19 protein-coding genes are annotated in these 20420 nt (G+C 69.9%); 12 read left to right on the top strand and 7 right to left on the bottom strand.

Going from position 1 to position 20420, the window contains the following annotated elements; all coding sequences use genetic code 11:
* The first annotated feature begins 63 nt into the window (after positions 1-63).
* The 6 genes from K338_RS0101095 to K338_RS0101070 all read left to right on the top strand — a co-directional run bounded on the left by K338_RS0101095 (position 64) and on the right by K338_RS0101070 (position 4063).
* On the top strand, positions 64-396 hold the full coding sequence (locus K338_RS0101095; RefSeq protein ID WP_022916338.1) for a small basic family protein: 333 nt from the start codon (positions 64-66) through the stop codon (positions 394-396).
* The gene (locus K338_RS19750) at positions 393-1175 is read left to right on the top strand and encodes a DUF881 domain-containing protein (RefSeq protein ID WP_022916337.1); all 783 of its coding nucleotides are present in this window, start codon (positions 393-395) and stop codon (positions 1173-1175) included. Before K338_RS0101095 ends, K338_RS19750 begins: the two co-directional genes overlap by 4 nt.
* A gap of 208 nt (positions 1176-1383) precedes the next feature.
* On the top strand, positions 1384-1896 hold the full coding sequence (locus K338_RS0101085; protein WP_022916336.1) for an FHA domain-containing protein: 513 nt from the start codon (positions 1384-1386) through the stop codon (positions 1894-1896).
* A complete protein-coding gene (gene ftsR, locus K338_RS19745; RefSeq protein WP_022916335.1) occupies positions 1893-2669 on the top strand; it encodes a transcriptional regulator FtsR in 777 nt (258 codons plus the stop codon). The genes K338_RS0101085 and ftsR overlap by 4 nt, the downstream gene beginning before the upstream one ends.
* 46 nt (positions 2670-2715) lie before the next feature.
* Complete coding sequence (locus K338_RS0101075) at positions 2716-3249, top strand: bifunctional nuclease family protein (protein ID WP_022916334.1); 534 nt, start codon at positions 2716-2718, stop codon at positions 3247-3249.
* A 229-nt stretch (positions 3250-3478) separates the two neighbouring features.
* A complete protein-coding gene (locus tag K338_RS0101070; protein ID WP_022916333.1) occupies positions 3479-4063 on the top strand; it encodes a MerR family transcriptional regulator in 585 nt (194 codons plus the stop codon).
* A gap of 24 nt (positions 4064-4087) precedes the next feature.
* Here K338_RS0101070 and K338_RS0101065 read toward each other — a convergent pair whose 3' ends face one another.
* Positions 4088-4648 carry a hypothetical protein gene (locus K338_RS0101065; protein WP_157612143.1) on the bottom strand — a complete coding sequence of 187 codons (561 nt, stop codon included), beginning with the start codon at positions 4646-4648 and terminating at the stop codon, positions 4088-4090.
* A gap of 213 nt (positions 4649-4861) precedes the next feature.
* Here K338_RS0101065 and K338_RS0101060 point away from each other — a divergent pair, with 213 nt between their 5' ends.
* The 3 genes from K338_RS0101060 to K338_RS0101050 all read left to right on the top strand — a co-directional run bounded on the left by K338_RS0101060 (position 4862) and on the right by K338_RS0101050 (position 9348).
* Positions 4862-8260, top strand: a complete 3399-nt coding sequence (locus K338_RS0101060; protein ID WP_022916331.1) for a pyruvate carboxylase — start codon at positions 4862-4864, stop codon at positions 8258-8260.
* 15 nt (positions 8261-8275) lie between these two features.
* On the top strand, positions 8276-8896 hold the full coding sequence (locus K338_RS0101055) for an L-threonylcarbamoyladenylate synthase (RefSeq protein ID WP_022916330.1): 621 nt from the start codon (positions 8276-8278) through the stop codon (positions 8894-8896).
* Positions 8897-9114: 218 nt separating this feature from the next.
* Positions 9115-9348 carry a hypothetical protein gene (locus K338_RS0101050; RefSeq protein WP_022916329.1) on the top strand — a complete coding sequence of 78 codons (234 nt, stop codon included), beginning with the start codon at positions 9115-9117 and terminating at the stop codon, positions 9346-9348.
* Between the two features lie 29 nt (positions 9349-9377).
* Here the strand turns inward: K338_RS0101050 and helR are convergent, their stop codons facing one another.
* From helR to K338_RS0101035, 3 genes are all read right to left on the bottom strand, one after another.
* Positions 9378-11642 (bottom strand): RNA polymerase recycling motor ATPase HelR, encoded by a 2265-nt coding sequence (gene helR, locus K338_RS0101045; RefSeq protein WP_022916328.1) that lies wholly within the window; start codon positions 11640-11642, stop codon positions 9378-9380.
* 105 nt (positions 11643-11747) lie between these two features.
* Complete coding sequence (locus K338_RS0101040; protein ID WP_022916327.1) at positions 11748-12887, bottom strand: RNA polymerase sigma factor; 1140 nt, start codon at positions 12885-12887, stop codon at positions 11748-11750.
* A gap of 7 nt (positions 12888-12894) precedes the next feature.
* The gene (locus K338_RS0101035; protein WP_022916326.1) at positions 12895-13302 is read right to left on the bottom strand and encodes a YciI family protein; all 408 of its coding nucleotides are present in this window, start codon (positions 13300-13302) and stop codon (positions 12895-12897) included.
* Between the two features lie 417 nt (positions 13303-13719).
* On the opposite strand from K338_RS0101035, the gene K338_RS19740 reads away from it, so the two are divergent.
* Positions 13720-14754, top strand: coding sequence for a glycoside hydrolase family 3 N-terminal domain-containing protein (locus K338_RS19740; protein ID WP_245542870.1), 1035 nt, complete (start codon positions 13720-13722; stop codon positions 14752-14754).
* Positions 14755-14761: 7 nt separating this feature from the next.
* Here K338_RS19740 and K338_RS24215 read toward each other — a convergent pair whose 3' ends face one another.
* Entirely contained in the window at positions 14762-15394 is a 633-nt protein-coding gene (locus tag K338_RS24215) for a TetR/AcrR family transcriptional regulator (RefSeq protein ID WP_022916324.1), read from the bottom strand.
* A 31-nt stretch (positions 15395-15425) separates the two neighbouring features.
* Between K338_RS24215 and K338_RS0101020 the strand changes: the two genes are divergently transcribed.
* Complete coding sequence (locus tag K338_RS0101020) at positions 15426-16688, top strand: cytochrome P450 (protein WP_022916323.1); 1263 nt, start codon at positions 15426-15428, stop codon at positions 16686-16688.
* A gap of 22 nt (positions 16689-16710) precedes the next feature.
* On the opposite strand, the gene K338_RS0101015 is transcribed toward K338_RS0101020, so the two are convergent.
* Positions 16711-17886, bottom strand: a complete 1176-nt coding sequence (locus tag K338_RS0101015) for a plasmid pRiA4b ORF-3 family protein (RefSeq protein WP_022916322.1) — start codon at positions 17884-17886, stop codon at positions 16711-16713.
* Positions 17887-18116: 230 nt separating this feature from the next.
* Here K338_RS0101015 and K338_RS0101010 point away from each other — a divergent pair, with 230 nt between their 5' ends.
* Complete coding sequence (locus K338_RS0101010; RefSeq protein ID WP_022916321.1) at positions 18117-18296, top strand: hypothetical protein; 180 nt, start codon at positions 18117-18119, stop codon at positions 18294-18296.
* A gap of 737 nt (positions 18297-19033) precedes the next feature.
* Here K338_RS0101010 and K338_RS0101005 read toward each other — a convergent pair.
* Complete coding sequence (locus K338_RS0101005; RefSeq protein ID WP_022916320.1) at positions 19034-19462, bottom strand: hypothetical protein; 429 nt, start codon at positions 19460-19462, stop codon at positions 19034-19036.
* Positions 19463-20420: the final 958 nt, after the last annotated feature.

Raw genomic sequence — 20420 nt, 5'->3', positions numbered from 1 at the left:
CGGGCTCCGGGCGTCAGGCGCTGGACGTGCAAGACTGTGCCCGAAGCACCAAGGGAGGGTTCGATGATCGCTGTCGCCGGCCTGCTCGTCGGGGTCGTGCTCGGCCTCATCCTGCAACCCTCGGTCCCGGTAGAGCTGCAGCCCTACCTGCCGATCGCCGTCGTCGCTGCTCTGGACGCGCTCTTCGGCGCAGTGCGGGCCCGTCTGGAGGGCGTGTTCGACGAGCGGGTGTTCGTCACGTCCTTCCTGTTCAACGTAGTCATCGCTGCTCTGCTGGTGTTCCTCGGCGACCAGCTCGGGGTCGGTTCCCAGCTGAGCACCGCCGTGGTCGTGGTGCTGGGCATCCGGATCTTCTCCAACGCGGCCTCCATCCGCCGACACGTCTTCAAGGCATGACGGACGAGCACGACGGCCCGCAGGAGCCGGCTGAGCAGCCGCAGGTGCCAGCCGCGCAGCAGCCGGAGCAGCCCGGCCGCGGCGCGACCCGGCGGCGCAGCGGGCGGGGGCGCTCACTGCGGGCGCAGCTGCTCATCGGCCTGATGAGCGTGCTGCTGGGTCTAGGGATCGTCGCCCAGGTACGCCAGACCGAGCAGGACGAGTTCGCAGCCCTGCGGCAGGACGACCTGGTCCGGCTGATGAGCGAGGTCACCGAACGCAACCAACAGCTCACCGAAGAACGCACCCAGCTGCGCCGGGACCTGTCTGCCTTGTCCTCCGGGTCGGGGGACCGTCAGGTCGCCGAGGACTACGCACAGCTGCAGGCGATCCTGGCCGGGACCGTCCCCGTGGAGGGGCCGGGGGTCGTGGTCACCGTGGTGCCGGGTGACCAACCGGTGGACGCGCAGCGGATGGTGCACATGCTCGAGGAGATGCGCAACGCCGGTGCCGAGGCGATCTCGGTCTCCGGACAACGGCTGACCGCCTCCTCAGCCTTCGTCGACACCGTCGATGGGCTGCAGGTCAACGGGGTGAGCATCTCCGCCCCGTACGAGTGGCGGGCGATCGGTGGGCCGGAGACGCTCGCGGTCGCCCTGGACATCCCCGGCGGTGCGATGGCGAGCATGCGCAACATCGGCGCCAGCGTGGATCTCGTCGAACGTGACCTGGTGCAGATCACCGCGGTGCGGGACGTGGACCAGCCGGAGCACGCAGAAGTCACCGATCCGGAGGACTGATGTGTCCGGGCAGGGTGCCGCGCCCCGACGGGCCCTGTCCAGCTGCGGCCGGGTGGGGGGGGGGGGGGGGGGGGGGGCTGTGGCCGGGCTGTCCTGGGTGCGTACCGCGAACTAGAGTGGAACCGGTAGAGTCAACGATCCACACCCATCCGGACCACCCGGCGGATGGTGACAGGCCGCGAGGCAGACTGGGACGGGGAGGCGCGCTATGACAGCTCCGGACAACGAGACGAACCCGACGGGTCCGGACTCCGCTGCCGGCAGCAGCCCGGCGCCGCACACGACGGCGGCCCTGGGCCGGATCGTGCCGGCCGACTACGAGGAGCTCCCACCGGGTGCGATCGACGCCACCGACCGGGCGGCGGTCGAGGCGCTGCCCCCGCACTCCGCGCTGCTGATCGTCCAGCACGGCCCGAATGCCGGTGCCCGGTTCCTGCTGGATGCACCGCGGGTGACCGCGGGGCGCGACCCGGCCGCGGACATCTTCCTGGACGACGTCACCGTCTCCCGCAAGCACGCAGAGTTCATCGGGGAGGCCGGTCTGTTCACCGTGCGGGACGTCGGCAGCCTGAACGGTACCTACGTGAACCGTTCCCGCATCGACGAAGCCACGCTGCAGGCGGGCGACGAGGTGCAGATCGGCAAGTATCGGCTCACCTTCCACCCCAGTCCACGCCGCGGTGAGGACGCGTCCGTCTCGGCCCCCTCCTCCGAGCAGTGAGCCCGGCGGGAGCAGCCGCACCGGGCGAGCAGTCGGCTGGTGGTCAGGGCACTGAGGGCGGATGGCCGTTCGGGGTCTCCCGGACCCCGACGATGACGATCGGTTCGGCGCTGAGCATCTTGCAGCGGGAGTTCCCGGCGGTGCGGGTCTCCAAGATCCGGTTCCTGGAGGACCAGGGGCTGGTCAGTCCGCACCGTACCCCCTCCGGCTACCGCACCTACTCCCAGGCGGACGTCGAGCGACTGCGGTTCTGCCTCGCCGCCCAGCGGGACTCGTTCCTGCCCTGGAAGGTGGTGCGGGAGCGGCTCAGCGAGCTGGACAAGGGCGGTCCGGACGTGCCGGCGCCCGGTGCCCGCGTGGTCACCGAGGACGGCGACCTGGTGTCCCCGGCCGTACCGTCCCGGCTCACCGCCGAGCAGGTGGCCCAGCGGTCCGGGTGCGACGCGGCGACTGTGGATGCGCTCACCCGCGGCGGGCTGCTGCGCACGGACGCGGGCGGCAAGTACCCGCCGGTGGCAGTGCAGATCGCCACCCTGGCCGGTCAGCTCGCCGAGCACGGTATCGACCAGCGCCACCTGCGGACGGTGCGTAACGCCGCCGACCGGCAGGTGGACCTGATCGAGCAGGTCGTCGCACCGGTACGCTCCCAGCGCAGCGGTCCCTCTGCCAGCGGTGCCCGCGCCCGGTCGCACGCGCTGGCCAGCGAGCTGGCGAAGACGTTCACAGCGCTGCACACCGCACTCCTGCAGGCGGCGATCGACCGGATGGAGTGACCTCGCGCTCGCGCCCGCGACAGCGTAGCGTGGAGGTGTGCGACGAATGGGTGTGCTGGGTGTGCGGGTGCGGTTGAACGCGCCGGAGCACGAGGTGCTCGTGGTGCTCACCGAGTCCGACGGCGAGCTGTCCCTGCCGATCGTGATCGGCCCGCACGAGGGCGTTGCCATCGCCACGGCCCAGGCCGGGATGAGCATGCCGCGCCCCGGGCCGCACGACCTGCTGCTGAGCTCGTTGACAGCGGCCGGGGTCGAGCTGTCCCAGGTGAGCATCGTGGAGCTTCGGGAAGGCACGTTCATCGCGGAGCTGGTGCTCTCCAACGGGGCTCGGGTGGACGCCCGCGCATCTGACGCGATCGCCCTCGCGCTGCGAGCCAAGGTCCCGGTGTGGTGCGCCGAGCCGGTGCTTCAGGCGGCGGCTGTGGTGCTGGACGTGGACGAGGACGACCACGCACACGTGCGGATGGTCGGTGAGCTGGGGGAAGCTGAGGCAGAGGCCCGGGTGGCGGAGTTCCGCGAGTTCCTCGACTCTGTGGACCCCGAGGACTTCTCCGACCGCGGCGGATCCGGAACCGGTTGAGCCGTTCCGCAGGAACAAGCGGAAAACGTCGACCACCTCAAGATGAGGTTGAGGTTCAGGCTTGCCGAGCGCGACACGCCGGTACCCGTTCGGCCGCATGTCGTTGACCCGACCCTCTCCCGGCTCTAACGTCAGTGGTGTCCGGTTCGAGTGGGACCGGCGGCAGATAGCGGCCTGGATGGCACCACGAGTACAGTGTGCTCAGACGTGGTAGAAGAACGGAGAAGGCGTGAGCGGCATCGACGCGCAGACGGGCGCCACCCCCTCGACCCCGCAGCGGGCGCAGGGGCTGCTGTTCGGTGACACCCTGCCGGACCTGGACACCGACACCGGGTACCGCGGACCGACCGCCTGCCGGGCGGCCGGGATCACCTACCGCCAGCTGGACTACTGGGCCCGCACCGGACTGGTGGAGCCCAGCATCCGGCCGGCGACCGGCTCCGGTACGCAGCGGCTGTACAGCTTCCGGGACGTGCTGGTGCTCAAGGTCGTCAAGCGGCTGCTGGACACCGGGGTCTCGCTGCAGCAGATCCGCACAGCGGTCACCCACCTGCGCGAACGGGGGGTGGACGACCTGGCGCAGATCACGCTGATGAGCGACGGTGCCAGCGTGTACGAGTGCACCTCGGCCGACGAGGTGTTCGACCTGGTGCAGGGCGGCCAGGGCGTGTTCGGCATCGCCGTGGGACGAGTCTGGCGCGAGGTGGAGAACAACCTCGCAGAGTTCCCCACCGAACGTGCCGGCGACGAGGAGCCAGCAGCGGTGGCCGGCGACGAGCTCGCCAAGCGGCGCGCCGCCCGCCGCACCGGCTGACACCCGGCCGCCGTCAGGAGCTGCTCAGTCCTCCCAGGCGGTGCAGACCATCGAACCGTCCAGGGTCGCCGACCCCACGGTCGCGTCGGAGAACGTCACCCAGTCCTCCCCAAAGCTGATGCCCTGCGGGTTCTCCGTCTTCTCCGGCGCGCCGCGCTGGTCGAGCTTGACCATCGCGAAGTGCGAACCGGAGACCTCGATGAGCGGCAGCTGGTTGTCCGTCTTGCCGATGATGTGCTCGATGTCGCCCGGCTGACCGGAGCAGTACACATCGGTGGGCTGCACGACGGTGCTGTCACCGCCGAGGTCCACCGTCACGCGGCTGCTCTCCGGACGCGAGGCTGAGCTGGAGCCATCAGCTGACTCCGCGGAGTCGGTGGAGTCCTCGGACTCGTCAGCCTCAGCGTCGTCGTCCGGATCGTCGGCCTCGGCGCTCTCGCTGGGCGCCGGCTCGGCGGGATCGCTCTCCGCCGCTGGTTCGGAGGTGTCCGGGGAGGTGGGCTCATCGGAACCGGTAGGAGTGCACGCAGCGACGGCGGCCAGGACGGCAGCGCAGAGCAGGAAAGTGGGTGTTGATCGCTTCACGACACCATCGAAACGCTCCGACCGCTGCTGTGCCAGCCGTACCACAGTGGGGCCGGTCACAGAGCGTGCTGCAGACGATCGTCTACAGGTGTTTTCCCTGGTCAGGGGCATGCGTGATGCTCAGCACACCAGCTCGCGAGACGCTGCTGCAGGCCGCTCGGAGGGGGCGGTACCCTCGGCAGGTCTCGCCGCCGTCCCTGCTGAGGGGGAACAATGTTCGCGAAAGTGCTGGTCGCCAACCGAGCCGAGATTGCCGTGCGGGCGTTCCGTGCGGCCTATGAGCTGGGGGCGCGCACGGTGGCAGTGTTCCCGCACGAGGACCGCAGCTCTGAGCACCGACTGAAGGCCGACGAAGCCTATCGGATCGGTGCCGTGGGGCATCCGGTTCGGGCCTATCTGGACATCGACGAGATCCTCCGGGTCGCCCAGGAGTCCGGGGCGGACGCGATCTATCCCGGGTACGGGTTCCTGTCCGAACAACCAGAGCTGGCCCGGGCGGCAGCTGAGGCCGGGATCACCTTCGTGGGGCCACCTGCTGACGTGCTGGAGATGGCCGGGAACAAGGTGGCTGCACTGCGGGCAGCACGGCAGGCTGGGCTTCCCGTGCTGCCCTCCAGCGAGCCCTCAGCGGATCCCGACGAGCTCCTCGCTGCCGCTGCGGACGTCGGCTTCCCGATGTTCGTCAAGGCTGTCGCCGGCGGCGGGGGGCGTGGGATGCGCCGCGTGGCCGCACCGCAGGACCTGCCCGACGCCCTCGCCGCGGCGATGCGCGAGGCGGACACCGCGTTCGGCGACCCGACCGTCTTCCTCGAACGGGCGGTGCTACGACCCCGGCACATCGAGGTGCAGGTCCTCGCCGACGCCCACGGGGACGTGGTGCACCTGTTCGAACGGGACTGCTCGCTGCAGCGCCGGCACCAGAAGGTGATCGAGATGGCCCCGGCGCCGAACCTCGACCCGGAGGTACGCGAGGCGCTGTGCGCCGACGCGGTGGCCTTCGCCCGGGCCATCGGCTACCAGAACGCCGGGACGGTGGAGTTCCTCCTGGACACCGAGGGGGACCGCGCCGGTCAGCACGTGTTCATCGAGATGAACCCCCGGATCCAGGTGGAGCACACTGTCACCGAAGAGATCACCGATGTGGACCTGGTCTCCGCCCAGATGCGCATCGCGGCCGGCGCCAGCCTCGCCGAGCTCGGCATCCGCCAGGAGGAGCTGCGGGTGAACGGGTACGCGTTGCAGTGCCGGATCACCACTGAGGACCCGGCGAACGGGTTCCGTCCGGACACCGGCCGGATCACCGCCTACCGGTCGCCCGGCGGAGCCGGCATCCGGCTGGACGGGGCCACAGCGCACGCCGGTGCGGACATCACCGGCCACTTCGACTCGATGCTGGTCAAGCTCACCTGCCGCGGGGCACAGTTCCCGGTCGCGGTCCGCCGGGCCCGCAGGGCGCTGGCCGAGTTCCGGATCCGCGGGGTGCGCACCAACATCCCGTTCCTGCAGGCGGTCCTGGACGACGAGGACTTCCTCCGCGGGGACGTCGCCACCTCGTTCATCGAGGAACGCCCCGAGCTGCTGAGCCCTCGGGAGAGTGCCGACCGTGGCACCAAGCTGCTCAGCTACCTGGCGCACGTGACCGTGAATGCCCCGCACGGTCTGCGCCCTGAGCACGTGGTCGCACCGGCCACCAAGCTGCCGCAGGTCGACCTGAGCGTGGAGCCGGCTGCCGGATCCCGGCAGCTGATCGCTGACCTCGGTGCCGAGGGCTTCGCCCGCCGGCTGCGCGAGCAGATCCCGGTGGCGCTCACCGACACCACCTTCCGAGACGCGCACCAGTCGCTGCTGGCCACCCGGGTGCGCACCACCGACCTGCTCGCTGTCGCACCGCACCTGGCCCGCACGCTGCCCGGGCTGCTCTCCCTGGAGGCCTGGGGTGGGGCCACCTACGACGTGGCACTGCGGTTCCTCGGGGAGGATCCGTGGCAGCGGCTGGAGCGGTTGCGGGAGGCAGCACCGAACCTGGCGCTGCAGATGCTGCTGCGCGGCCGGAACACGGTGGGCTACACCCCGTACCCGACGCAGGTCACCGACACCTTCGTGGCTGAGGCCGCCCGCACCGGCGTAGACATCTTCCGCATCTTCGATGCGTTGAACGACGTGGACCAGATGCGCCCGGCGATCGACGCTGTGCGGGCGACCCACGCCGTCGCCGAGGTGGCGCTGTGCTACACCGGCAACCTCACCGACCCCGGCGAGCGGCTCTACACCCTGGACTACTACCTGCACCTGGCCGAGCAGATCGTCGCTGCCGGAGCGCACGTGCTCGCCATCAAGGACATGGCCGGTCTGCTCCGGCCCCCGGCCGCCCGAACCCTGGTGACCGCACTGCGGGAGGAGTTCGACCTGCCGGTGCACCTGCACACCCACGACACCGCTGGCGGTCAGCTGGCCACGCTGCTCGCCGCCGTCGAGGCCGGGGTAGACGCCGTGGACGTGGCCTCCGCCCCGATGGGCGGGACCACCAGCCAGGTGCCCGCCTCCGCGCTGGTGGCCGCGATGGAGCACACCGAGCGCGCCCCTGAGGTGAGCCTGTCCGCCGTCGCGGACCTGGAACCGTACTGGGAAGCGGTGCGCACCCTGTACGGCCCGTTCGAGACCGGGCTGCGCGCACCGACCGGGCGGGTCTACCACCACGAGATCCCCGGCGGTCAGCTGTCCAACCTGCGCCAGCAGGCGATCGCCCTCGGGCTGGGGGAGAAGTTCGAGCAGATCGAGGCGATGTACGCTGCCGCGGACCGGATGCTCGGCCACCTGGTGAAGGTCACCCCGTCCTCCAAGGTGGTCGGCGACCTGGCCTTGCAGCTGGTGGCCACCGGCGCCGACCCGGCCGAGTTCGAGGCGGACCCTGCCGGGTACGACCTGCCGGACTCGGTGGTGGCGTTCCTGCACGGGGAGCTCGGCGACCCGCCCGGCGGGTGGCCGGAGCCGTTCCGCAGCAAGGCGCTCGTCGGCCGTGGGCCACGCCGCGAGAGGGCCCCGTTGACCGAGGAGGACCGAGCGGAGCTGGACGGTGGCCCCCAGCGGCGCCGGGAACGGTTGAACACGCTGCTCTTCCCGGGGCCGGCGAAGGAGTTCGCCGAGCTGCGCCGCGAGTATGGCGACATCTCGGTGATCGACACCCTGGACTACCTCTACGGGTTGCAGCCGGGCGAGGAGGTCACCGTGACCCTGGAGCGTGGCGTGCGGCTGCTGATCGGCCTAGAGGCAGTGTCCGAACCGGACGAACGCGGCGTGCGCACGGTGATGACGACGCTGAACAACCACCTGCGCCCGGTGCAGGTCCGGGACAACGCTGCGCAGGTGACCGTGCAGGAGGCCGAGCGGGCCGACCCCGCGGTGCCCGGGCACATCGCCGCCCCGTTCGCCGGCGCGGTCACCCCGGTGGTCGCCGAGGGGGAGGAGGTGGCCGCAGGGCAGACCGTGGCCACCATCGAGGCGATGAAGATGGAGGCCGCCATCACCGCGCCGGTGGCCGGCACGGTACGTCGGGTGGTCTCGGCCACGGCTCGGCCGGTGGACGGCGGCGACCTGGTGCTCGTCGTCGGCTGAGGAGAGGATAGAGACATGGCACGCTACTTCGACGTTCACCCGGTCAATCCTCAGCCTCGGTCGATCCACCAGGTCGCGGACATCATCCGTGCCGGCGGGCTGGTCGCCTATCCCACGGACTCCTGCTATGCGCTCGGGGCCCAGCTGGGCAACCAGGACGCCAAGGACCGCATCCTGCGACTTCGCGGACTGGACGAACGGCACGACTTCACCCTGATCTGCGCCGACTTCGCCCAGCTGGGGCAGTTCGTGCACGTGGACAACGCCGTCTTCCGCGCGGTGAAGGCAGCCACCCCCGGCTCGTACACGTTCATCCTGCCCGCCACCAAGGAGGTGCCCCGCCGGCTGCTGCACCCGAAGAAGAAGACCGTCGGGGTGCGCATCCCGGACCACCCGGTGGTGCGGGCGCTGCTGGCCGAGCTCGGCGAGCCGATCCTGTCCAGCACGCTGCTGCTGCCCGGTGAGGAAGACCCGATGACCGACGGCTGGCAGATCAAGGAGACCCTGGACCACCAGCTGGACGCGGTGATCGATGCGGGGGAGTGCGGTGACGTGCCCACCACAGTGGTGGACCTGTCCGCCGGCTATGCCGAGATCGCCCGGTACGGCGCCGGCGATCCCGAGCCGTTCGAGTAGCCCCCACCCATCCGCCGCCCCCACCCGCCAGCCCCCACCGACTGAATCGATTCAGGCGATACTTGCTGCGTGAGGGCGTGCTCTGCGGTATCGCCCCCGCGCAGCACGTATCGCCCTCGTCCCGGGCGGGCGCGCCGTTGCGTTGCCCGCTCCGGTCGCGCAGCGTGGCGTCGTCGTCCATCCTGAAAGTTGCCCTCTCGACGGAAGGACTGAGGACGATGGCAACCTGTGACACCTGCGGCAACGACTACGACAAGCCGCTGACCGTCACCCAGGGTGGCCGCACGGGCACCTTCGACAGCTTCGAGTGCGCAGTGCACGCGATGGCCCGCAGCTGCGACTTCTGCGGTTGCCGCATCCTGGGCCACGGGGTGGAGGCCAGGGAGCGGATGTTCTGCTGTGCGCACTGCGCCCGCGCTGCCGGGGAGGTCGGGATCGCCGACCGGACGTGAGTGAACAGCTCTGCGAGCTCCTGCGCCGCTCAGTCGAGCACCACCAGCTGCTGGGTGGCCCGCGTCATCGCCACGTACCGGTCCACCGTTCCCTGGGGACCGGTGCCGAAGGACTGCGGCTGCACGAGGACCACCAGGTCGAACTCCAGCCCCTTGGCCAGCTCGGGGGTGAGTCGGCGGACCTGCGGGTGGTCAGGCAGGGGCAGGTCGGCCTCGGCCGTGGCGATCACCGCAGCGAGCCCCTCCGGGTGCTGCGTCAACCAGTCCTCGAGCAGCACAGACAGCTCGTTAATCTGGCGGTAGGCCACCGGCACGCCGGTGCTGCGTACCGAGGTGGGCACGTTCGCATCCGGCAGCACAGCACGGATCACCGGTTCCGCCTCGGCCATCACCTCCTGGGGTGTGCGGTAGTTGATGGTCAACGTCGCTACCCGGGCCGGGCCCAGACCCACCCGGGTGAGCCGGTCGGACCAGGGCTCGGTGAACGGTCGTCGCGCCTGGGCCCGGTCCCCGACCACGGTCAGGCTGCGGGACGGACAGCGGGCCAGCACCATCTGCCACTGGGCATCGGTGAGCTCCTGCGCCTCGTCCACCACCACGTGCGCAAACGGCCCGGCCAGCTCATCCACGGGTGCGGCCTGGTCCTCGGCCAGCGCCGCCTGCAGGTCCTGACCGCGGAGCATCGACATCACCTGCAGGTCCGAGTCGTCGTGGCTGATCAGGTCCTCCACGACGGCGGAGCGCGCCTCCCGCTCGGCTCTCGCCTCCGCCCGGGCACGCCGGATACGCTGTGGGGCCTGCGGGTCACCCAGGCGCCGGTGTGCGGCGTCCAAGATCGGCAGGTCCGCATCGGTCCAGGGCGACTCTGGCGCACGGTGCAGGATCGCGACCTCCTCGCGGGTCAGGTGCGGGGCACACAGTCGCAGGTACGCCGGCACCGACCACAGGTCGGCCACGAGATCGGTCGGCTCGAGCACCGGCCAGGCCCGCCCGAAAGCGCTGACCAGGTCGCGGTTGGTGGCCAGCACCCGGTGCAGGTGGTCGATTGTCTCCGGCTCCTCCAGGCCGTAGGCGTCGAAGGAGTCCGGGTCCGTCTGTCCCAGCGGAAGCGAATCCATCGAGTCGAACGGGTCGGCATCCTCAGCGGGCAGATCGTCCTCCTCGGCGGTCGGGACCGTATCGGCGAGCTTGTCCACCAGCAGCTCCAGCAGCGCCTCCCACACCACCTCCCGCCCCTCGTTGTGCGCAGTGCCGGCCTCCGGTGCCGCGAACGCCTCCGCCCAGTCCTGCGGGGTGACCACCAGCTCGGTCCACGGGGTGCGCAGCCGCAGCGGCTCAGCCGGGGGTTCTTCGTACATCGCCACCGCAGGCTCGATGGCCCCGACCATCCGCGCATCGGACTTCAGCGCGGCGACCTGCGCGTCCGGCTCGGGCACCGCACCGGCGCCCTGCGGCACCAGGCTGCGCAGCGTCGTGGTACGCACCCCTTCCTCGCCGAGGCTGGGCAGCACATCGGCGACATAGCTGAGGTAGGGCTGGTGCGGTCCGATGAACAGCACCCCACCGCGCCGGTGCCCCAGACGCGGGTCGGCATAGAGCAGGAATGCAGTGCGGTGCAGGGCGACGACCGTCTTCCCGGTGCCTGGACCGCCGTCGACCACCAACGGTCCGTGGGAGTCGGCCCGGATGATCGCATCCTGGTCGGACTGGATAGTTCCCAGGACGTCGCGCATCCGCTCGGTGCGGCTCGCCCCCAGGCTGGCGATGAACGCTGACTGGTCGTCCAAGGCAGTGCCTCGCTGCAGTCCCGCCGCGGTGAAGACCTCGTCCCAGTAGTCGGTGATCTGCCCGGCGCTCCACCGGTACCGGCGCCTGCTGGTCAGGCCCATCGGTCGGGCATGGGTGGCCGCGAAGAACGGCTCCGCGGCGGGGGAGCGCCAGTCGACCAGCAGCGGGTCGCCCGCACCGTCGGTCAGGCCGATCCTGCCGATGTAGATGGTCTGGCCGGAACCAGTGACGATCCGGCCCAGGCACACCTCGAGGCTGAAGCGTTCCAGGAGGCGCAGCCGAGCGCTGAGCCGGTGGATCTGCAGGTCTCGGTCCATCGCCTCCTGACCGCCGCCGCCCGGGGCACGGCGCTCAGCGGCGAGCCGCTCAGTGAGGTCGGCGACAGTGGTCTCCAGGTGTGCAGCGATCGTGGCGAAGTGGGCCTCGTCGCTGGCGATCAGGGCCGGGTCGGCCTTGCCGGTCTTGTCGTCGCGGAGGGCGAAGACGCTGGTGCTCAGGGGATTCATGGCATCACTCCGATCGGGGAAGTGCGCCACTGTAGGAGGTTTTCCGCATGCTCATGAGCTGGGGCGAGAACTGCTATAACTGGTAGTGGCAAGGGGCTGTGGAGATCATCGGCAGGTGTTCAAACGAGCAGCCTGCTGCAGCAGGTGGTCGCGCTCTGGGACGCTGGTCGCCAGATCGGCGGCCTCCCGGTAGAGCCGAGCGGCGATCTGCTCCTCACCGGCGGCCTCGTGCAGGTAGGCGGAGGCTGCCGCGTACCGGGGGAGGCTGGCATCGAGCTCGGCAAGTGCGGCCAGACCGGCCTGCGGGCCATCGGCCTGCCCCACGGCCACGGCCCGGTTCAACCGGTGCACCGGACTGTCGGTGAGCGCGACCAGCTCGTCGTACCACTGGACGATCTGCACCCAGTCGGTCTCCTCGGCCTGGTGGGCGTCGGCATGCAGGGCGGCGATGGCCGCCTGGGCCTGGTACTCGCCGAGAGCATCCCGAGCGAGGGCGGCCTGCAGCATCTCGATCGCCTCGATGATCAGAGCAGTGTCCCAGGCACTCCGGTCCTGCTCTGCCAGGGGCACCAGAGCCCCGGAGGCAGTGGAGCGGGCTGCTCGGCGGGCGTGGTGCAGCAGCATCAGCGCCAGCAGTCCAGCCACCTCCGGGTGCGGCGCCAGCCGGCGCAGCTGCCGAGTGAGCCGGATCGCCTCTGTCGCGAGGTCCACGTCGCCCGAGTAGCCCTCGTTGAAGATCAGGTACAGCACGCGGCACACGGTGGCCAGCCCGCCCTGCTGGTCCAGGCCGTGCTTGGCGACAGTGCGCTTGGCGCGGCTGATGCGCTGGGCCATCGTCGCCTCCGGCACCAGATAGGCGGCGGCGATCTGCCGGGTGGTCAGCCCACCCACAGCACGCAGCGTCAGTGCCACGGCCGAGGCCGGGGTGAGAGCCGGGTGCGCGCAGAGGAAGTACAGCTCCAGGGTGTCGTCGGTGGCCGACCCGAGCGGCGCTGGAGGTTCGAGCGCCGTGTGCTCCTCTCGTCGGCGGCGGGCGTCACTGGCGCGGACCAGGTCCAGGAACTTGCGCCACGCCACGGTGACCAACCAGGCCTTCGGGTCCCGTGGTGGCTGGTCCGGCCAGGTGCGCAGCGCCTCTACCAGCCCCTCCTGGACGGCGTCCTCGGCCGCCGCGAAGTCTGCTCCGCGGCGGACGAGGGCGCCGATCACCTCCGGGACCAGGGAACGCAGCAGGTCCTCGTCCATCACCGCATCACGCGGTGGTGTCCGGTGTCTGGTTCAGGAACGGGCGCAGCTCGAGCCACTCACCGACTGGTTGGCTACCGGCCCCCGGTGCGGCGGAGAGCTGACCGGCGACCTCGAGAGCCCGGTCGTAGCTGTCCACGTCGATCACCATCCAGCCCGCGATCAGGTCCTTCGTCTCGGCGAACGGGCCGTCGGTCACCGGCGGCTTGCCCTCGCCGTCGAACCGGACGAACGTGCCTTCCGGGGAGAGCGCCTGGGAGTCGACGTACTCTCCGGACGCTTGCAGCTGGTCGGCGAAGTCGTCCATGTACCGCACGTGCGCATCCCACTCCTCGGGCGTCCACTGCTCCATCGGGACGTCGTTGGTGGCGGCGGGTGCCCCGCGGTAGTGCTTGAGCAGCAGGTACTTGGCCATCGGTCTTCTCCTTCTGTCGGTGCGGCTCGTCCGGCCGCGTTCACCCAGGGGACGGAGCCGGGCACGGCTTCTCGACATCGGCGTGGTCGTAGCGGTGTGACCAGCCTGCCAGCGTAGCCTTCCGTGGTGATGACGACCTCGATACACGAACTCCGCGCGCACGCCCGGGCGACAGGTCGGCGCCACCGGACGGCCCGGCATTCGACCGCTGCTGCAGCGTTGCTCAGCGCTGTGCTGCTCGGCGCGGTCGCCTGCACCTCGCCCACGGGACCGGCGCCCAGCGACGGCTCTGCGTCCACGTCGCAGTCGTCCGGTGAGAGCGACACCCCGGCCAGTGGTGCGCCCAGCGAGGGTCCGTCTGCGCCCACCCCTTCGGAGAGCGCCACCTCGGATGCCCCCACGTGCGCGGAGCAGATCGTGGCCGACCTTTCGCCTGCTGAGCAAGCCGGCCAGCTGCTCTGGGTCGGCCTGGACGCCGGCGCCACCCGGTCCAGCCTGGACGACCTGATCACCGAGCGGCACCTGGGTGGGGTGGTGCTGCTCGGCGGCTGGCACGACGGGCGGGCGTCGATCGAGCCGACCACCAGCCACCTTGCGGGTCTGGCGTCCGAGTCGGCCACCGGCGGGTTGGGCCTGTTCATCGCGGTCGACCAGGAGGGCGGTGCCGTGCAGCAGCTCCAGGGCCAGGGGTTCGACGACATGCCCTCGGCGATCGAGCAGGGCGGGCTCACCGACCGCGAGCTGACCCGGGATGCCACCCAGTGGGGCGAGCAGCTCGCTGCAGCCGGGGTGAACGTCAACCTCGCGCCGGTGGCGGACACGGTCCCTGAGTCGCTGGGCACCGCGAATGAGCCGATCGGGCAGTGGTACCGGGAGTACTCCCACCGGTCCGGGAAGGTGGCAGACAAAGTGGCGGCGTTCATCGAGGGGATGCACGCCGGCGGCGTAGCAGCCACCACCAAGCACTTTCCTGGGCTGGGTCGGATCACCGGCAACACCGACCTGACTGCCACGGGCATCACCGACGAGGAGACCACCACCGACGATCCCTACCTGGACCCGTTCGCTGCCGGGATCGAGGCCGGCACCGACTTCATGATGATCGGCACGGCGATCTACAGCCAGATCGATCCGGACGTGAACGCCGCCTTCTCCCACCGCATCGTCACCGACCTGCTCCGGGACCAGATGGGCTATGACGGTGTGGTGATCACCGACGACGTCGGCAACGCCGTCTCGGTAGCGGACGTCCCGGTGGGGGAGCGGGCGACGATGTTCATCGCCGCCGGCGGCGACATCGTGCTCACTGCCGACCCGGGAACCGTGCCGACGATGACCGAGGCGATCACCACCGAGATGGACGATGACGCGCAGTTCGCCGAGCTCGTCCAGGCGGCGGTGACCCGAGTCGTCGAGCTCAAGATCGACCGCGGACTGGCCGAGTGCGGCTGACCAGGTCTCAGTCCTGCCCTTCGGCGGCGATCACTGCGGCGGCCGCACCGGCGGCCACCAGGTAGCTCGCGGCGTTCCGCTCCACGGCCGGGTGCGGGGCGGAGACCTGGTCCAGCAGGATGCCGTCCACCACGGCACAGACGAACCGGGCAGCCGCCTCCGATCCCGGCCCCGGCAGCGAGGCCTTGATGGCAGCCACGAACCGGTCCCGTTGCGCGGCGACCAGGGCCGTCAGCCTGGGGTCACCGGCCGCATGCAGATACAGGTGCAGCCGGGCGCGGACCTCCTCGGGGTCGGCGAGCATGGACTCGGCGATCTGCGCGGCTCGCTGCTGTAGCCCGCCGGTGTCTCCGGCGGCCGCGGCCTCCCGCTCTTTGGGCGACACGGTGAGCACGAGCGGCACTGCGCGGTCGGCGAGATGCCTCAGCACCGCCTCGAGCAGCCCGTCGGAGGACCTGAAGTAGTACTTCACCGAGCCCTGGGCCAGGCCGGCGCGTTCTTCCACCTTGCGGTGGGTCAGCCCGGGCACACCATCCTGGGCGAGCTGGGCGACCGCCGCATCGAGCAGCTTGGCCGTCGCGGTCCGACGCTGCTGCGCCCGCTCGGGTCGACTGCGGAGGCCCGGTGCGATATCTTCCACAACTATGGAAGATAGCAGGCTCTGTCGATCCGTGCCCGGAGACTGGCTGGTGCGCCGCGCAGCCCGCGGGGACTCGGCGGTCCGGCTGCGGCTCGGGCGGCAGCGTCTGGTCTACCTGCTCGGCCCGGCAGCGAACGCGGCGGTGTTCGGTCATGACGAGCGGTTCCGGGCCCGAGAGGCGTTCGCCGCGTTGGAGATCGTGGACGGACCCACCTCGGTGGTGCTCTCCGACGGTGCGGACCATGCCCGACGTCGTGGGCTCATCCGGCCGGCGGTGGCGCCCCGCCGGATCGACGGCTACCTGGAGACGATGGCTCAGGCGGCCGACGAAGCGCTCGCCGAGGTGCTTCCCGGTGAGCCGTTCGATGCCTACGTGCTGCTGCGCCGGGCCATCCGACGCTCGACGCTGCGGGTGCTCTTCGGTGGGGAGCTGGCCCGCCGCGCGGATGAGGTCGGTGAGATGCTCCAGCCGCTGCTGGACCTGACCGACAAGCTCCCGCAGGTGCTGGACGCCCACCGCCGGTTACGGACCCCGGCCTGGCGCCGGGCGATGACCGCCAGGGCCGCCGTGGACGAGTTGGTGAACGAGCAGGTCCGCCGGGAACGAGACCGCGGTCCGGACGAAGGTGTGGGGGAGGGGCCGATGCTGCCGCTGCTGGTGCACGGTCGCGACGGTGCCGGTTCGGGTCTCGATGACCAGGAGGTCCGGGACCAGGCGGTGACGATGATCGCGGCCGGCTACGAGACCACCAGTGCGGCGATCGGCTGGATCGTCTACCTGCTCGGGACCTTCCCGGACTGGCAGGTGCGAGCCCGCGAGGAGGTGACCACGGTGCTGGCCGGTGGCGCCCCGGGCCCCGGTGACCTGGACCGGCTGGCGGTGCTGCGGGCGATCGTGACTGAAGCCCTACGCCTCTACCCGCCGGCGATGATCTCGGTGCGCTACGCCGTCGAGGGCTTCGAGCACGACGGCGAGCAGATCCGCCCTGGCGACCTGGTGGTCTTCAGCCCCTACGCGACGCACCGCGACGCCCAGGTGTATTCCGGCCCGCTCCGGTTCGACCCCGGCCGATGGCTGCAGCAACCGCGCCGCGCGCCAGAGGAGTACCTGCCGTTCGGCGGCGGCAAGCACCGGTGCCTCGGTTCCGGGCTCGCGATGGCCGAGCTGACGGTGATGCTCAGCCGGCTGCTGGCGCACGGGGAGTACCGGCTCGACCGGGGGCCGCGGGCTGCGCGCGGGTTTGCCGCCATGCGGCCGCACCCGGGAGTGCGAATCACGATCCCCCCGCAGTAGCCGGCTGAACCCGGCCCGGGGCTCAACCGATGCGCACGCCCTCGGCGGCGAGCAGCTCGCGCACCCGGCCGTAGCGGCGGTCGTCGGAGAACGTGCCCCACTGCTCGGCCAGACCCTCGGTGTGCACCAGGTCGCGGAACCGTCGGAACGCGCCCTTACCCTCGATCGCCTGCTCCAGGCGGTCACGCAACCCGGAGTCGGACTGCCGGGCCGCGAAGTCGGCCATGTCCTGCCAGCCCTCGCGCGAGCCAGGACGTTCCAGGAACAACCACCGGTCCGGGTCGGCCTCCGGGTCGACCTCCTCGTCGTAGGCACCGTCCTCGAGCCCGCTGGTGTCGTAGACCTCGCCGGTCTCCAGGTCCAGGTAGCAGCCGGTGGACAGCTCACCGAAGCCGTCCACAGAGTCGGCGAGCATCTCGAGGTCGGTGGTCACTACCCGACCCGGGAGCGGCTCGCCACGCAGCCGGGCGAGCAGGTCCTCGGCGAGTTCTTGGTCGCCGGGCCCGTCGCGTAGCTCGAGCCGGTGCAGCACCGACGCCGCGACGGGTTCGGCCTGGGCGTGTCGCTGCTCCAGGGCCATCGGCAGACCAGCGGCGACGTGCTGCAACGCGTCGTCGATGTCCTTACCGGTGACAGCCGCGAGGAACGCCGTAGCGTCCCGGCGCACGATGGCTGCCCGAAGCTCGCGGATGTTCAGCGGCTCCGCCTGGGGCTGTTCCTCCGGCCACTGGTGGTCCAGCATCGGATGGCGCCGCGACGGCCGGCGGGGGAGACGGTCGTCCGAGCCGTCGTCTGCCTCCCAGCGTCGCCCGTACTGGTCCGGCATGGTCCCCCAGCCCCAGTAGGGCAGCGGGGCGCGTGGGCTCATACCCAACGTCTCGAGCGGATCGATCTTCTCCGCTCCGACCACGCACCGGTGCATCCAGTCGTCGCCGAAGTCATAGGTGGGTATCGGGCCGAAGGGGGAGAGGGCGGTCTCCTCGGCGGTCTCCCGGTCGGTGACCTCCCGTCCGTCCGCGAGGGTGAACAGGCACAAGTGGGAATGGTCCCAGCGGGCGAACGCGGTGTTGATCGCGCGCGCCAGATCCATGAACGTGTGCGAGGGTCCGACGGCGAAGGTCCGTCCCGGCCAGGGCCAGAGCTCCTCACCGCGACCGCCGAGCAGCTCCACTGTCACCGATAACCTCGTGCGCGCCATGGCCAGAGCCTGTCACGAGGTGAGCTGCGCCGTCGAGTGAGGAGACCGACCGGTTCGGGGTAGCTCGAGGACGACGTTGCCGCCTTCGAGCGGCGCCGTCTCCTCCGGATCGACACGATCCGTGGAGCACGGGTCCAGTGCTACATTAAACATGTGGCGAACTTGACGGTCGTGACTGATGACGAGACGCTCAGGCGCGCTCGGATCCGGGCGCTGGAGCGGGGGAGTCGGTGAACCAGTACCTCGCCGAACGACTCCGGGAGTACGCGGGCGTCGATGAGGAACGGGAACGGCGGCAGGTGGCTGCTGAAAATTTCGTGGAGCTCTCGACCAGGCTGGCCGGCACCAGCAGCGGGCGCGGGTGGTCGCGTGCGGAGCTCTATGACGAGCGCCTGGGGACCGGCCGGTGACGACGTTCCTCGACACGAACGTGTTCTTGCATACCAATTCGATGATGGCGTCCCGGAGAAGCAGGCACGTGCCCCGGGAAGTGTTTCTTGATCGGGCAGCCGACGCGGTATCAGCACCCAGGTGATGATCGAGCTGCACACGGTCCTGACGCGCAAGCTCGGGCGGACGAGGGCGGACGCCGAAGCGAGCCTGGAGGTGATAGATCTTCCGGTGATGTCGGCAGATGCGCCGTTGGTGCGTCGTGCCGCGTCGACACCGAGGACCTGGCCACCGGAAGTGAGCTACGGGGCGTGCGGATCGTCAACCCGTTCGAGTGACGGGCAGATGTGAGCCGCCGCGGTGCAGGTCACAGCCTCGCCAGGGGGCGCACCTGCTGGAGGCCGGCTGGGGGAAGGGGTGATTCATCTGATGCAATACGCGGAGCACAGAATGACATAATGTACATTATCGGCGATAGGCGCCTTCTCGGGAGAGTGTTGCGATGGTGCCCGGTGGTGTGCTCGTGCCCAGTGCTCTGGTGGGTTGCGGCACGCAGGACGTGCTGTGCCTGAGAAAACGCTAGCGGCTGCTGAGATGCCGGGCGGCTGTCGTTGGCGGATAGGTCGTCGTCGGGTGTCCCTGGGTGCGCAGGCTGCAACAGCCAGGTGACGTGCTCCGACGCCCTGCCGCGGGTGGCTGGCGCGACCGGTCAAGTCCTGACATAACTACTGCCCAGTCCCGCCCAGCCGCCTTGCTCTCAGGATTGGTCTTCGGGCCACCGGCGCCGCGGTCGGAACGTCGAGCTGCTCAGCGGTGCGTACGCACACCAACCTTCCCCGGCTTGTTCTTGTGGCGGCACTGACCGCTGCATCGGTTCGTCGACATTCCCGTCAGGTGTATAGATGACCTCGGTCCCGAGCTCGTCGCGCACCGCCTGAGCCAGTGCTGAGCCGGTGGCGACGTGCTGAGCCTCAGTAGCCTCGTCTGGCCACTCGAAGGCGTTGGAGGACAGGATGCTGTCGGCATGATCATTCCACTGCCGGAGTCGCTCGCGCAGACCAGCGGAGATCGGCAGCGAGTCCAGATCCACGTCCCCGACCTGCTCCCCGGTCCGGTACCAGAGCGGTGAGCGTGCCCAGCCGAAGAACAGCGCGACGCGTGCGGGCACGTCATCGCTGCGGTTCATCGCTCCATCTTCCCCGGAGAGCGGTTGGGTTGTCATCGCCACGCTGCATGTCGCATACGTAGTGAGGTGGCTGTCGGCAGGCTCGAGCACCTGCGCGGCTCCGCGTTGGGTTCCGCAACCCGACCAACTCCACCGCGCGCAGCCTGCTTGAGGTCGGCGCGTTCAGACCGCAACTCATCCTCGATGGGGATCACACTGGTTACTATCGGCCTAGCGGTCGGGAAAACCCAGCCCGCGGCTCGCGTCGCGCGACGCATCACGACGCGGCCTCGCCGCTCCTACCCAGTCGCAGGTCTGCACCACTCAGTTGATCTCGAGTCAGTGGCCCTCCGCGCCACTGACTCGATACCTTGCTTGAGGCTTCGATCACTGTAGGGCGAATGTCGCTAAAGAAGTCATTCCCACCGATGATGTGTTCGGGGTGTACTCGACGAGTGTAAGTTCCCTCACCAACTGGGTTCCAAAGTCCACCTCAGCGTAGTCATCGAGGATCGTGGCGATATTTGGCTCGGCTTCGGATCGCTGGCGAAAGACTACCAATGACGCGTGAGCGGTATCTCGGATGCGAGTGGCGTCGGGACTTGTTGGGCCGGTGGAATCTATCTGGTGACGTCTAGAGTGGAGTGCGTTACGGATCTGGGTGAGTGCCGGTTCGGCGTAGCCGCAGGCGAAGAGAGAGTCACCGCCGCCAGATAGGCCGCGCAACTGGATCTGGAAGGGCGATACCCCAGTGATGGAGTCCGTGACGTAGCAGCTAAGTTCCTCACGTCGTGCCTCGGTTAGAGAGTACGCTCGGTATCCCTCAAGACTGCGTACCGTGATATGCAACTCGTCAGCTCGGTATCGTAGAACCGGACCCGTGCGGCACGGCAGCAGGTCTCGGCCACTTCCGCGAGGCGCTTGGCCACCGGATGGGAAAATCGGATTATGAGACTGGCACCCCAAGGCGCGTCGCCGT

This window comes from Ruania albidiflava DSM 18029 (assembly GCF_000421225.1).
In the GTDB taxonomy this organism is placed as follows: domain Bacteria; phylum Actinomycetota; class Actinomycetes; order Actinomycetales; family Beutenbergiaceae; genus Ruania; species Ruania albidiflava.
The sequence above is the reverse complement of the archived record's forward strand: the minus strand, read 5'-3'. Positions and strand labels throughout refer to the sequence as shown.

Coding starts and splice junctions, on each gene's coding strand:
- K338_RS0101095 (WP_022916338.1), top strand. CDS start 64: ATGATCGCTGTCGCCGGCCTGCTCGTCGGGGTCGTGCTCGGCCTCATC.
- K338_RS19750 (WP_022916337.1), top strand. CDS start 393: ATGACGGACGAGCACGACGGCCCGCAGGAGCCGGCTGAGCAGCCGCAG.
- K338_RS0101085 (WP_022916336.1), top strand. CDS start 1,384: ATGACAGCTCCGGACAACGAGACGAACCCGACGGGTCCGGACTCCGCT.
- K338_RS0101075 (WP_022916334.1), top strand. CDS start 2,716: ATGGGTGTGCTGGGTGTGCGGGTGCGGTTGAACGCGCCGGAGCACGAG.
- K338_RS0101060 (WP_022916331.1), top strand. CDS start 4,862: ATGTTCGCGAAAGTGCTGGTCGCCAACCGAGCCGAGATTGCCGTGCGG.
- K338_RS0101055 (WP_022916330.1), top strand. CDS start 8,276: ATGGCACGCTACTTCGACGTTCACCCGGTCAATCCTCAGCCTCGGTCG.
- K338_RS0101050 (WP_022916329.1), top strand. CDS start 9,115: ATGGCAACCTGTGACACCTGCGGCAACGACTACGACAAGCCGCTGACC.
- helR (WP_022916328.1), bottom strand. CDS start 11,642: ATGAATCCCCTGAGCACCAGCGTCTTCGCCCTCCGCGACGACAAGACC.
- K338_RS0101040 (WP_022916327.1), bottom strand. CDS start 12,887: ATGGACGAGGACCTGCTGCGTTCCCTGGTCCCGGAGGTGATCGGCGCC.
- K338_RS0101035 (WP_022916326.1), bottom strand. CDS start 13,302: ATGGCCAAGTACCTGCTGCTCAAGCACTACCGCGGGGCACCCGCCGCC.
- K338_RS0101015 (WP_022916322.1), bottom strand. CDS start 17,886: ATGGCGCGCACGAGGTTATCGGTGACAGTGGAGCTGCTCGGCGGTCGC.
- K338_RS0101005 (WP_022916320.1), bottom strand. CDS start 19,462: ATGAACCGCAGCGATGACGTGCCCGCACGCGTCGCGCTGTTCTTCGGC.